Genomic DNA, 12,866 nt, shown 5'->3' on the forward strand with positions numbered 1-12,866 from the left:
TTCGGCACCGTTGATCGGATGCATAACCACTGGGAACGGCCAGGCTGGGACGCATCCACGCGCGCCTACTACTGGATGCTCACCTTCGCCGATGCCGCCGCCCTGACGGAGCAGACGCGGTCCTGCCAGGAGCGGCTCGCTTCGCTCGACTTCGACTTCATCGACGAGAATGGACTGCACCTGACCCTGGGGCGGATCGGTCTAGCGAACGAGGTCAGCGAAGCCCAGCTTCACACGCTCCGCCAGCAAGTGTCAGACCGTCTTCCCGATGCCTTCACCATCAGTGCTGTCCCGATGACGGCTTCCCGCGGGGCCATTCGCTACAGCGTTGCCCCCTGGACCCCACTCATTAACCTCCACAGCGCCTTGTCGCTTACGAGCGATCAGTGCGGACTGCCGTTGAAGAAGCCGACCTCCGCGCTGCGCCCACACATCGGCATCGCCTACTGCAACCGCACCTTGGACTCGCACAAGGTGCGGGAGGCGATTAGGCCGCTGCGTGACCTTCCCGCCATCACGGTGCCGATCGGGCAGGTTGAGCTGGTGGAACTACGGCGTGAAGATCACGCCTACCGATGGCGGACCCTTGCCGTACTGCCCTTGCACTGACGACCGAGACTCAATCGCGCGAGCGAATCCGATCTTGCGCAATCAAGTAGCGGTCAGACGCCACCGTCGAACTCTTCGGCGGGTGATGTCCGGCGCCAGGGGCAGTTCAGCGCGCCAGTGGGGTCTCCGTACTCGTCGCCCCGCTGCGAACAGCGAGGCCGCCAGCAGACGGGAGCAGGGAACTGAAGGACATCGAAGAACAACAGACCCTCATCCTCTGGGACATTGACCGCACGCTGCTCTACGTCGGGGACATCGACCGTCAGGTGTACCGCGAGACGTTCGCCGACGTGGTAGGCCGCCCCGCCGAGCGTCTGCCGGCACGTGGCACCGGCGTGACCATGCCCCTCGCCATCGGCTCCCTGCTTTTGGATAACGGCGTACCGGAATCAGTGGTTCCAAACCTGCTGCCACGGATGGTGGAGTTGCTGCCCAAGCGTCTCGCAGCCCACACAGAAGATCTCCGGAGGCAAGGTGTCGTCATGCCTGGAGCCATCGCGGCCCTCGAAGCCGTGCAGGGGCATGAGCAGTGGGTGCCAACGGTCGTCACCGGCAACCTCAAACCTAACGCTCTCCTGAAGCTCGCGGTCTTCAACCTCGACGGCTACCTCGACACCGACATCGGCGGGTTCGCCTCCGACAACGACCACCGACCTGCCCTCGTCGGCATCGCGCAGGAACGCGCTCAGGCCAAGCACGGAACGCTCTTCACCCGCGCCAACACGGTGATCATCGGGGATTCCCTCGAAGACGTACGCACCGGTCTGGAGGCAACGTCGCTTCCTAAGTGGCCTTTTGTAGCTCGGTGTTGATCTCCTCCTCGGGGTCGAGGCGGTGGATGTGGATGTCGTGGGTGGCGCGGCTGGTGGGTGGCTCGTCGGGGCGAAGGGTGCGGTAGGCGGGAGTGCTCCGCTTGGTGACGCGGGGTGCTGATCGGCCGCTGCGGGGGCGGATGACCTCGCGGGCCAGGTCGGCCTGGACGTCACGGATTTTGCGCTGGAGCTGTCCGGGGGGAAAAGGCCGTGCCGACGGATCGCCGGGCGGGTGTGGGTGGTGGTGACGGTGTACTCGATGACGCGGACCGTGAGGCGCTCGCCGCGCCGCCGGCCGTTGAGGTAGGTGCCGTCTGTTTCCGGGAAGGAACCTTCGAGGAGAGGCCTCTTCCCCCGTAGAAACCAGCACAATCGACTGCTTTCCGGAAGGATTTCCGTGCCTGCTCGCCGCATCATGACGATGCTTGCGTCCACATCCCTGGCTGTGACCGCCCTGCTGGGGTCATCCCCGTCCGCCCAGGCGGACGACCCCGTCTTCTGCGGGATCCCCGTCGGCGGAGCGATCCTCGCCAAGTACAAGGACTACAACTACGACCGGGGATTTCTCGGCTGCCCGAAGACGACCGAGCTGGTCAACCCGGACGACGTCGGCCGCAGGCAGGAATTCACCGGGGGAACCGTCTACTGGAAGCCCGCTACGGGCGCCCATCCCGTTGGGGGCGCCATCGGCGCGAAGTGGGCGGACAAGAACTGGGAGTCCGGTCCGCTTGGGTACCCCACGTCGGACGAGCTGGCGAACCCCGACGGATTCGGCCGCCGTCAGGAGTTCGAAGGCGGCTCCGTCTACTGGGCGTCCGCCTACGGCGCGCACCCCGTATGGGGGAAGATCGGGAAGCTGTGGGGGGATTACGGCTGGGAGGGCGGGTCGTTCGGATATCCCACCTCGGACGAGAAAACCGACACTGCGACGAACCAGACGTACCAGAATTTCTCCAACCGGCAGAGCACGCTGTTCTGGAGTTCCGGAAACCGGGAGGAGGGATGTTCGGGAGAATGCACGGGCTATCTGAGCGAAGCCGCCACGGACTGGTTCAAACAGGTGCGCGTCGAGATCCCCGCCGCTTTCCCGAACGAGGTGGTCATCCGCGCCTATCCGACGGACGCAGGATTCCGCAACGCGGTCGGTGATCTCGGCAGCGCCTGGGACCAGCTGTGGACGATGGCGCCGCCCCCGCAGCAGCTGTCCGTCCAGTCGAAGTACAACTCGGAGTATGAGCAGTTCATCTGCCATGCGCATTTCGTCTTCCCGGATCCGCTCAATTCCTCGGGGTGGAGCACGGGCGACAGCTGGGATGTGGAGTCCTGGCGCGCCGACGTAGGGACCAGCAACGCACTGTCTCCCGTCTTCTTCGCGCTGCACCATTGCAACTGGGATCCGAAGAACCCGAGCTAGACAGAAACGGCCGCCAGCATTCCGTGCTGGCGGCCGTTTTTCACGGGTTTTTGAGTATGTCGTGCGAGCCGACCCGACGCCCAACGTCGCTTCTGTTGGCTGATCTTGATGGCGTAGGGTCTCGTCCTTGTGGCACGTGATCACATAGCCGGGGACAGCTTCCCGGAGCGGGTCCGGATGGGGCTGCTGACCCGGACGTTCACGCCGGAGCTGGTGCACCAGGCGGTCGAGGAGGCCGGGGCGTGGGAGGAGCGCACGAAGGCGCTGCCGAGCACGCTGATGGTGTACTTCACGCTGGCGATGTGGCTGTTCACCGGGCAGGGGTACGGCGGGGTGCTGCGCGAGCTGCTGGAGAACATCCCGCGTCGGGCGGGTGAGAAGTGGACGCGTCCGGCCCGGACCGGTTCGGTCACCAAGGCGCGTGCCCGGCTGGGGGCGGCGCCGCTGCGCTGGCTGTTCGGCCAGGTGGCCGGGGTGCAGGGCACGCCTGCGACGCCGGGGGTGTTCTGGCGGGGCCGGCGGCTGATGTCGCTGGACGGCACGCTGTTCGACGTGCCCGCGTCCGACGCCAACGCCGCCTATTTCGGCGGCGGTTCGAACGGCGAGCGGCAGGCGGGTTACCCACAGGCGCGGATGGTGGCGCTCGGCGAGTGCGGCACCCACGCCGTGGTCGGGGCCGTCTTCGGGCCGTTCGCCACCGGCGAGCGCACCCTCGCGCACCGGCTGCTGCACCACTTGAAGGCCGGCATGCTGCTGCTGGCCGACCGCGGCTTTCCGTCCTTCACGCTGTGGGAGAAGGCCGCTGCCACCGGGGCCGACCTGCTGTGGCGGGTGTCGGACTCCTTCCGCCTGCCGGTGGTGGAAGTACTGCCCGACGGCACCTACCTGTCACGCCTGTGCGAGCAGCGCACCAAGCGCACGGTCGATGTCCGCGTCATCGAGTACACGATCACCCGGACCGGCGAACACGGCTGTGAGACCTCGGAGTTGTTCTGCCTGATCACCACGCTCCTCGACCCGGAGACCGCGCCCGCGGCCGAGCTGGCGGAGCTGTACGCCCGCCGCTGGACCAGCGAAACAATCTACCGGCACATCAAGATCGAGCAGCGCGGCGGGCGTACCGCCACCCTGCGCTCCAACAGCCCCGCCATGGTCGAGCAGGAACTGTGGGCCATGCTCTGCGTCTACCAGGCGACCCGGCAGCTGACCACCGACACCGCCCACGAACACCACCTCCCGCCCGGCCACATCAGCTTCAAGAACGCCCTGAACGCCGCCCGGCGCACCGTCGGCGCGGACTTTCCCCCCTCGCCGCCTGGCCGCCAAAGCCCGTGAGGTCATGGCCGACCTCGCTCACCAGGCCGTCCGCCCCCGGCCCGGACGCACCGCACCCCGTGCCACCAAACGCTCCGGCTCCGGCTACCGCACCCTCCGCCCCGGCGAACCACCCACCAGCCGAGCCACCTACACCATCAACCTCATGCTCCTCGAATGGAGAGCACAGCCTGACGACCTCTCACAAGCCGCTTAAGAAGCGACGTTGGGTCTGGAGGGGGGTGCATCGGTCATTGGCGTGGCCTCGGGCAAGACCACACGAGACGAACTTGGAGCAGCAGGGGCTGACATCATCCTCGACAGCCTGGAAGACATCGCGAAGCTCCGAGAGTCCATTGAGAAAGTGACGGCTCGACCTCGATAGGGAGGGAACCCGGCTCTCAACTTGCGTGCCTTTGAAGGTATTTACGCAGAGCTGTCCCACTCGTGCGGAAACTGCACCGTAGGCGAGCGCGGTGCCTTGATCTCCCGGACCCACATGGGTGCATTGATCGAGCCTTTCGAAGCCGGACAGAGTGTCCGGCACACCCCGGCCCCGAGAGTGGATGCTGAGGTTGGCATCACCTGCCCGAATCACTCCCCGATCCCGGGATCTGGTCTGCCGCTACCGTGAATTGCAGACCTAAAGCCGGGAGGCAGCGCACATGCGGGGTCTTGGAGACCACCTCAGCATCGGAGAGCGGATCGCGTTCTACCGCGAGCGCCGGGGCTATACGCAGCCCGTGCTCGCCGGGCTCGTCGGGCACAGCACCGACTGGCTGTCGAAGATCGAGCGAGGTGCGCGGAAGCCTCCGAGAATCGACAAGCTCGCCGAACTCGCCCGGGTGCTACGCGTGCCGCTCGGTGACTTGATGGGGCAACCCCTCCTCATGGAAGACGGCGAGAAGCACATGGACGACGTGCCAGCCGTCCGTGATGCACTGATGAACCCTCGCCGGCTCTCCAAGCTGCTGTTCGGGCCGACGGCAGACAGACAGCTGCCCCGGCCATTGCAAGCCCGGACGTTCGTGGAACAAAGCTGGGGAGATTACCAGGCGGGCGCTCTCGGGGACGTTATCGCTGCGTTGCCCGGTCTGCTCCGAACGGCTCAGGAGCTTGAAGACCTCCCGCACGGCGACGAGCGTCGACGGGGCCTCGCGGTCTCTGCTCGCACGCATCATCTGGTGGCGACCACCCTTGCCAAAGTGGGGGAGTCCGACCTGTCGTGGCTCGCGGCCGAGCGCGCCATGCGGGCAGCCGACGAGTCCGAGGATCCACTGTCGCTCGCCTCCGCCGCACGCTCCGGCACTCATGCCCTCCTGGCGAACGGGCGTTACGCGGATGCTCTTGAGCTGGGCGACACCGCCGCGGCCTGGCTCGCGCGCCAGGTCGACGAGGACGATCCCGCCGCCCTGAGCCTGCTCGGCATGATTCACCTGCGCGCGGCTGTAGCCGCAGCGCGTCAGCAGGACCGGCCCACAGCCAGCACCTTGCTCGAACGCGCGACGCGGCTGGCCGATCGCCTCGGCTCCGACGAGAACTACTGGCAGACCTGCTTCGGCCCGACGAACGTCGAACTGCACCGACTCTCGATCGAGCTGGACCTGGAGAACATCCCGTACGTCATCGACCACGGGAACATCGACGTCGACCACATGCCGCCAGAACGCGCAGTGTCCCACCGCATCGACTACGCCCGCGCCCTTTGCCTCAGCGGACGCGCCGACGACGCCCTCAGCGAGCTGCGCGAGGCTGAGCGCACATCGCCGCAGCTCGTACGGAACAACCCGCGAGTACGAGAGACTCTTCGTGATCTGAGGAAGCAGTCCCCGGTCACGGGTGGCAGACGCTCGTCCGAGCTGCTGGCCATGGCCCAACGGTGCAGGGCGGTGCAATGACTTTGATGCAGGGCAAGGTGCTGGGCGTCGTGGGGTCGGGCGCTGGCGGAGTCGAGGAGCTGCGGACAGGACTCGTGGTTCCCGCTATCGAACGCGGCTGGACCGTCGCGGTTACGCTCACGCCGACAGCAGGTGAGTGGCTCCGTTCCAGCGGAGAGGTCGCCAGGATCGAGAAGCTGACGGGCCTGCCCGTACGAACCGAGTCGCGTATGCCTGGTGACTCGCGCCCGCACCCTCCGGTGGACTGCTACGTCGTTGCCCCTGCGAGCGCCAACACCGTCGCCAAGCTCGCCTTGGGCATCTCGGACAATCAGGCATTGACGCAGGTCAACGAGGCTATCGGGACCTTCGATCTTCCAGTAGTCGTCTGGCCGCGGGTGAATGCCGCGCACGCCCGCCACCCCGCGTGGGAGGGGCACATCAAGGCTCTGCACGATACGGGGGTTCGGTTGATCTACGGGGACGAGGTCTGGCCGCTCGCAGAGCCGCGGGCTGGGATGCCGGGGCGCCGGTACCCGTGGGAAGCCGTACTAGACCAAGTGGAGACGACCGGTTCCTGACGTATTGTCAATAGCCCCTACAGGGCACTGAGTCGGACCCGGACAGACTGTCCGGGTCCTTTGCTCTGCACCGAGCCATGCTGAGGGCGCCACCGACCAACGCCCGACCGTGCTGGTGAGGCAGCGTACGGCCATGAACGGGAACGGTCATACGCACGCCACCGGTACCAGTTCGCCAAGGAGTGGATGTCCGTGTCAGGGCTGCGCACCGCCGAGGGACCCGCGGCTGCTATGCGTCCGCGCCGCTGCATCGAGTGCGGGTGCCAACTGAGCAGATACAACGGGGAGGACCGCTGCAGCGCCTGCCACCGAGAGAGGCAGACGACCACGCCGGCCTTCCCTCGTGTGCCCGAACAAGTCTGGAACATGCCAGAAGTCCGGTTAGCCTTGAAACAGCGAGATTTCGGGAGACTCTGCACGCTGGTACGAAGTCTCGGACGCCTACGCCAGGATGACCTAGCTCAGCTGACGGGCCTGAGCCAAGCCTTTCTGTCAATGCTCGAGTCCGGCGATCGCAAGCTGACCAACATCGACAAGGTAGTCATGCTCCTTGACGGCCTGGATGTGCCAGTCGAGCTCACCGGCCCCATGCTTCGCAACTCGGACGAGGTCACGCCACTCCGTTCTGTACAGAATGCACCGCCCCAACTTCAACCTGCTTAGGTCCAGGTGAGCCGAGCGTTCGCCCACCCGAACGTGCGGTCGAAGACAGGCATATCACTGGCGTGATGTCTCCATAGTGGACCTTGCCCATACGCTTGTGTGTCAGACGACGGGGGGCCGCTGTCGGTTCGTACTCGCGAGCGTCGACGGCGGTTTCCCTGGCGTGATGCGGCGACGACGACCACTCCACTGTCTGACCCGGCGGATCTGCGGGCGCTGCGACCTATCGCCATGGGTCGATGGGGTCGTCAGAAACCGACTTGACGCCAGGCGGACCGACCCCTAGGAAGTTCGCATGTCTGAACTCAGCAGCGCGGCAGAGTTGCTCGGCGCTCTCTCTGTATCCAGCCGGCTGACTCTGCTCGCGAATGTAGCCGAGCGGCAGAGCAGAGGTGACGACTGTTCCTTGGGCGCAGTCGCGGCTGCAGTCGGCCGAGATCCGAAGTCGATGGTGAAGGACGCAGTGCGACTTAAGGAAGTCGGACTAGTGTCGATTGAGGGGCACACTCTGTCTGCGGATCTCTCCGTACTCAGCGCGGCTGCTGATGCGGTCGACGCAGTCTTGCCAGTGACCGGCCTGCTTTCCGAGGACCCTGATCTCGAAAGGTTCTTCAAACACGGGAGGCTCGTCAAACTTCCGGAGAATCCCGACTTCCGGTGGCGTGTTGCGCAACTCCTTGTTCGGCTGTTGCCCCCCGATAGGCAACTGCCGGAGTCCGAAGTGAACGACTTGCTGGGCCAAGTACACTCTGACTACGCGGCCTTGCGTCGGCTCCTTGTCGACCTGAAGCTGGTAACTCGCGCTGCAAGCAGCGACTATCAGAGGGTCGTGTGAATCCGAGACGAGCTTGAGGACGGCGTAGAGAGGGCCGAAAACCCACCGTACGCTTAGTCTTTGATGCTACTGGCGTGCGCGTCTGTCGAACTGGCACAGACGCGCACGTCGTCATGTCCACCAATCTTCGCTGAATTTATTGCCTATCGAGCAGAGAGCGGCGAAGTCTGACAGCAGGTCATGCGTGGGCCCAGGAGTCTGCTGTGTCAACTTCCAACTCGATGCGTTCGGCAGCGTGCTTGATCCCTTCTGGATCTCCTACCGACAGCGTCCAGGAGAAGTGACCAATCATGATCCGGAGTACGGCGAGATGCCTCAGCGTCAACAGTCTCTCGGGTTCGAACTTGATCCGCTGTTCGTAACCAGAGATCAGCTCGCTTGCCGGAGTTAGAGGAGACTCAAAGAAACAGTCCCACCAGCCGATATCCATTTCTGGTGGGCCACTTTTGGCGGCCTCCCAGTCAATGACGGCGGCAATGTTTCCGTCCTCCACAATGAGGTTGTCAGGGCTGAAATCTCCATGCAGCAGCTTGGGTGAACAGTCATCGAGCATAGCCCGATGGATGCGCATTAGAGCCACTGCCCTGTCCAGGAGCCGGCCAGAGGCCGGATCAATACGTCGGGCCTCGTTGAGTTTTCCCTCCAAGCGGCCGATAAACCAGTCGCTGAATTTGCTGTCGGTTCCATGAAGGCTGGCGTCCACGGAACCGAACCCCGTGGTGTTCAACTGGTGGATCCCGGCCAAAATCTGGCCTGCTTGTCGCACCACATCGCGGGCACTCTCTGGCCCGACACGCTTCGCATGCTCTCGGAGCGTCTCACCCGCCACCTTGTCCTGCACCATGATGGCGACGGGGCCGTCCACTGCGTCCTCGTGGCCGACGTATCTGATCGCAGGGACTGGGATGCCAGCATCGCGGCAACGCTGCACGAGCGAGGCCTCGATGCTGAAGCGTGCACGTTGAGGAGCGGAGAGCCGCACCACAACAGCACCTCCACGTGTGTCGGTGCACTCGTAGACCCGGTGGCTGCGTCCCTTGAGTCTCCGGGTGCCGGCGAGCTGAACATCGTGAAAGCAAGGCCATACCTTGCTGATCACGGCAGCGTCGAGCGATCTCTCATCCACGGGCTCGGCAGGCGACTGATTCATGCGCTTCCTTCTTCCGCGGGAACGCCGGGCCCGGAGGGAACGCGTTCGGCATCCCGCCAGAGGACGTTCCCACTGGCTGCACTGGTGGTTGAAGAGTATTGGGCCAGGTAAGCGCGCCTGGGCGAGTTGGTGTCGTTCGTCGAGCTTGAGTGGAACAGAGTGCTGCTGAAGCAGATCACGGTGCCCTTGGGGATCTCGAGAGCTACACCCTGGTGGGCTCCGAAGTACCCCACCAGGTCGCCGTTTAGGGGGTCCGGGGTGTGTGTGACTCGTGTGCGGACGCCGAGGTCCCCGAAGGGGATGACTCGGAGGGGGCCGTTCTCTGCGGTGATGTCGTCCAGCGCGACCCAGCAGGAGAGGTACGGGGCATGGTCCACGGGAACGTAGCCCGAATCCTGGTGCCATGAAAAGTAGCCGAGCGACTGAGGACTCCCATCGTTCTCGAAGCGAGCATGCTTCTCGCCGGAGCCGTTTGAGCCCATCTTCACAGAGAATTGGTCCCATATCAGATAGGCCTCGGATCCGACTAGTTGCGCGCAGATCCCCTGGAGTAGATCGCTGAACAGGAACTCGCGGAGCCGTGGCTGCGCGTTCCGGCAGCCACCGGGCGTGTACTGCAACCCTCGCCGGCTACCACCCAGAACGTCCACTCCTTTGGCGTCCATTTCGTCATGTACGTTGCTGATGGCTTGCCCGCATTCCTCGCCGAGTAGGTTCATCAACGATTCAGGCACGATGGCGGGCAGCACGCAGTATCCCTCCTCTTGGAACTGCTCCACCTGGGCTTGAGTTATGGGTGTACGAGTGGGTGCCTTAAGGGCCGCGTCGAGGGGGATCTCATTCATGTAGCCAGTCTCCTAACCGTTGTGAAGGGGTCGATGATGCTGTCGGGGGAGCCCGCCGTGCTGGCGATGCAGTCGAGAAGGTCGAGATGACGGATCAGTCGCTCTGATCCGTATGGTTCGATCCACTTTGGGGCGGATCGCGCATAGTAGGCCAACCGTCCGAGGGAGCGGTCGGCGAGATAGAGAAGGAGGTCGCAACTCCGTAGAGCGCAGTTTGGAATGAGGCTCTTGTATCCGCGTTCGAGCCCATGACTGAAAGCCATGAAGGATTTCTTATCCATAACTTCGAACGCCCAGGCGTGAATACTGGCGATGTCGTATCCGCTGTCGCCGACAGATAGCTGGTCATCGATGAATGAAGCTATCCAGGTGTCGGGCGGTGCGCTGGTATCAAGAATGATGTTTCCACCGTGAAGATCCTTGTGGATCAGACAGGCCGGTGCCGGGCCGGCGGTGGGATGGAATGTGGTCCTGAAGCGGCCAGTGAACGCGGCGGCCAGTGAATGAGCCCGTCGCAACTGCCGGTCATCCAGCGCCGTGATCTTGCTAGCCTCGTGTACTCGGCGCGCTACGCCCTCTTGCCTGGTGAGCGTGGCCTCTCGCCAGGTGATATCTTGATCAACGAGTTCCGCGTCTTCCTTGTGTCGCAGAGTTGCTGCCAGAGGCTGGGACGCGCTGTGTACAGCTGCGAGGGACACTCCCGCGGCCTGTCCGATTCCGTCCGCGAGTCCAGAGTCCTGGCCAGGTGCGAGGCTTCTGGCGATCCTGGTGAGGTCCGCCCCGGGAACGTATGAGTTTACGAAGGCCCATGCGTCAGAGCCTTCGAATGTGCACGGCCCGGAGGCGATCTCGTCGGCAAATGGAACTGGCAAGCCAGCCGTGACAGTTAATTCCTCAACGAGCCTTCGGCGGAGCGTAGCTGCTTCTTGAAGAGGCAGTATTTCTGTGCCTCTGGCGAGGATTATCTTGACCTGACGCCCTGTGGGTGTCAGCAGCCCAAGGTAAGCGGATCGGCCGATAGGTGTAAGGGTGTTCAGATCTATTCCTAGTACTTTCTCCATACCCATCCCCGGCTCCGTTGCTTGGCGTGCACTCGGCTTCTAGCCGCGAGGCGGCAACGCTCTCACGCTGGCGCGTTGTTCGTGAGCGGCGAGGGAGTGGAACTCGTGGAATATTCGCTCGTTTTTTGCTGTTGCGGCGTAATAGTCGGGGCGTCCACTTACGGGGTGCCATAGATGAATAAGCGGGTAATCCATCGTTATGGCACTCTCTTTGAATGAGATTCCCCTTCGATCGCCCGAATAGGGGTGGAAGGCCTGGACCGTGTGCCAGAAGATGAGATCTTCGTATCCCCAGCCAGGAAGTTCCGGCACCCCGCCGGCTTGGCGGAACGCGGCATCGGAGCAGAGATAGGCAGCACTGGCACGGGGCCCCCCGCTAATCCGACAGAGCCGGGCGGCGAGAGTCTCTTCTGGGCGCCAACGGTAGGGCGCGTACGAGCGGTCATCCGCCCCCCACAACCGGAGCTGGTCGGCCTCGGTGATCTCTCGTCGCAGCCCAGCCGGGAGTACGGCGACGAGGGATTCCAACTCGTCATTGCTGAGGGTGACTTCGTCGTACGCGTCAAATGCCGCCTGTTCAGATCCTTCAGCAGCGCGTCGATCTGCGACGCACCGCTGAAGGACGTCGAAGAGTTGCCCTGGCTGCACCACGGCACGGCGCACCGCCTCGCTCACAATCCGAGAGAGATGCACTTCTCCCCAGTAGGGGTAGACGAACGGACACTCCAGCCGCAGCTTCACCTGCACCGCACGGTCAAGGATGTCCCGGGCAACGAGGAAGTCAGCCTGGTGGAAGTACACCAGTTCAGCTGGCTGCCGCCGGCTGAGGAAGCCCGCATTCATCGCCCGGCCTGGGGAGAACTCCTCATCCGAGTTAGTGAAGACGTAGTCGGCCCCAAGGCTGCGAGTCAGAGCTCGTTGAGTCTCCCTGGGTCCCAACTCGGCCAGGATTACACGGAAGTTCTCGTATTCAAGGTCGTTCTGCAGGCTCTCAAGGACCTGTTGGAGATTCGCCTGCCGCTCGGGCTGGCTCGGTGAGTGCCCGTACGGGACGATGACATCCACCCGTGGTGAGTTCTGCACTCAGCAGCCCCCTTGACTCGTGCGATTGTCCTCGACTGTCGGAACCTGATCGCGCAGGACCGAAGCGTTCGGTGTCGCTCCGTGGAGATAAGGGTGGTCGTGTCCACCCACCTCGAGCTGCGCCACGTGGAAGTGGACCGCTTCGAAGAACGCAGCAAGGTTCTCGTCGAAGCACGCCCGGTATAGCTGACATGCACTCCCATTGTGGCTCTGGCCATGCAGTATGTGGAACATGGCCTCGACAGCGTCCCCAGTGCCGGCCTGCCAGGCCTCCCAGGCTGTCGTCAGGGAGAGAGGGTGGTTGTGTGCCTGCCACTCCAGATGCACCGCGGCTTCCTCAAGGTCTGCCCTTCGGCGGCCGTGAGCTTTGAGTACTGCTTCGAACAGTCCCTCATCCCCCATCGAGTCACGGCATGCACGGTAGGCGGCCACCGCGGTCGCATCACCTCGCTGCCCGTAACACAGCCATGCGAAGGGGCGGTCCGAGTGCTCAGTTGCGAGTGTGTGGTGACGCGCAAGGAAGTGATTGCCGGGGTTGAACTCGCGGTGGCGGGCCGATCGATCATCCGGCTCCCATGATCAGTCCGGTCTCGATGAGGCAGCCGTCGATCAGGTCCGACCG

At 63.9% G+C, this 12,866-nt stretch carries 13 protein-coding genes; 9 read left to right on the plus strand and 4 right to left on the minus strand.

Annotated elements, in window-relative coordinates; translation table 11 throughout:
• Nucleotides 1-18: 18 nt before the first annotated feature.
• The 9 genes from AB0N07_RS41600 to AB0N07_RS41640 all read left to right on the plus strand — a co-directional run bounded on the left by AB0N07_RS41600 (nt 19) and on the right by AB0N07_RS41640 (nt 8,105).
• Nucleotides 19-609 carry a 2'-5' RNA ligase family protein gene (locus tag AB0N07_RS41600; RefSeq protein ID WP_365844494.1) on the plus strand — a complete coding sequence of 197 codons (591 nt, stop codon included), beginning with the start codon at nt 19-21 and terminating at the stop codon, nt 607-609.
• A 224-nt stretch (nt 610-833) separates the two neighbouring features.
• On the plus strand, nt 834-1,421 hold the full coding sequence (locus AB0N07_RS41605; RefSeq protein ID WP_365844516.1) for a haloacid dehalogenase-like hydrolase: 588 nt from the start codon (nt 834-836) through the stop codon (nt 1,419-1,421).
• Nucleotides 1,422-1,818: 397 nt separating this feature from the next.
• Nucleotides 1,819-2,835, plus strand: coding sequence for a hypothetical protein (locus tag AB0N07_RS41610; protein WP_365844496.1), 1,017 nt, complete (start codon nt 1,819-1,821; stop codon nt 2,833-2,835).
• 129 nt (nt 2,836-2,964) lie between these two features.
• The gene (locus tag AB0N07_RS41615; protein WP_365844498.1) at nt 2,965-4,170 is read left to right on the plus strand and encodes an IS4 family transposase; all 1,206 of its coding nucleotides are present in this window, start codon (nt 2,965-2,967) and stop codon (nt 4,168-4,170) included.
• A gap of 4 nt (nt 4,171-4,174) precedes the next feature.
• A complete protein-coding gene (locus AB0N07_RS41620; protein WP_355320106.1) occupies nt 4,175-4,366 on the plus strand; it encodes a hypothetical protein in 192 nt (63 codons plus the stop codon).
• A gap of 448 nt (nt 4,367-4,814) precedes the next feature.
• Nucleotides 4,815-6,047 carry a helix-turn-helix transcriptional regulator gene (locus tag AB0N07_RS41625; protein WP_365844500.1) on the plus strand — a complete coding sequence of 411 codons (1,233 nt, stop codon included), beginning with the start codon at nt 4,815-4,817 and terminating at the stop codon, nt 6,045-6,047.
• 5 nt (nt 6,048-6,052) lie between these two features.
• Nucleotides 6,053-6,607: a flavoprotein gene (locus AB0N07_RS41630; protein WP_365844502.1), complete on the plus strand. Its 555-nt coding sequence runs from the start codon at nt 6,053-6,055 to the stop codon at nt 6,605-6,607.
• Between the two features lie 366 nt (nt 6,608-6,973).
• Nucleotides 6,974-7,270, plus strand: a complete 297-nt coding sequence (locus tag AB0N07_RS41635; RefSeq protein WP_365844518.1) for a helix-turn-helix transcriptional regulator — start codon at nt 6,974-6,976, stop codon at nt 7,268-7,270.
• A 295-nt stretch (nt 7,271-7,565) separates the two neighbouring features.
• Nucleotides 7,566-8,105 carry a DUF2087 domain-containing protein gene (locus tag AB0N07_RS41640; protein ID WP_365844504.1) on the plus strand — a complete coding sequence of 180 codons (540 nt, stop codon included), beginning with the start codon at nt 7,566-7,568 and terminating at the stop codon, nt 8,103-8,105.
• Nucleotides 8,106-8,283: 178 nt separating this feature from the next.
• Here the strand turns inward: AB0N07_RS41640 and AB0N07_RS41645 are convergent, their stop codons facing one another.
• From AB0N07_RS41645 to AB0N07_RS41660, 4 genes are read right to left on the minus strand one after another with little or no spacing between them, the layout of a single operon-like run.
• The gene (locus AB0N07_RS41645) at nt 8,284-9,255 is read right to left on the minus strand and encodes a phosphotransferase (RefSeq protein ID WP_365844506.1); all 972 of its coding nucleotides are present in this window, start codon (nt 9,253-9,255) and stop codon (nt 8,284-8,286) included.
• Nucleotides 9,252-10,100 carry a phytanoyl-CoA dioxygenase family protein gene (locus AB0N07_RS41650; RefSeq protein WP_365844508.1) on the minus strand — a complete coding sequence of 283 codons (849 nt, stop codon included), beginning with the start codon at nt 10,098-10,100 and terminating at the stop codon, nt 9,252-9,254. Before AB0N07_RS41650 ends, AB0N07_RS41645 begins: the two co-directional genes overlap by 4 nt.
• A complete protein-coding gene (locus AB0N07_RS41655) occupies nt 10,097-11,167 on the minus strand; it encodes an aminoglycoside phosphotransferase family protein (protein WP_365844510.1) in 1,071 nt (356 codons plus the stop codon). The genes AB0N07_RS41650 and AB0N07_RS41655 overlap by 4 nt, the downstream gene beginning before the upstream one ends.
• 33 nt (nt 11,168-11,200) lie before the next feature.
• Nucleotides 11,201-12,226 carry a hypothetical protein gene (locus AB0N07_RS41660; protein ID WP_365844512.1) on the minus strand — a complete coding sequence of 342 codons (1,026 nt, stop codon included), beginning with the start codon at nt 12,224-12,226 and terminating at the stop codon, nt 11,201-11,203.
• Between the last annotated feature and the right edge of the window lie 640 nt (nt 12,227-12,866).

This window comes from Streptomyces sp. NPDC051172, assembly GCF_040682555.1.
Lineage (GTDB): Bacteria > Actinomycetota > Actinomycetes > Streptomycetales > Streptomycetaceae > Streptomyces.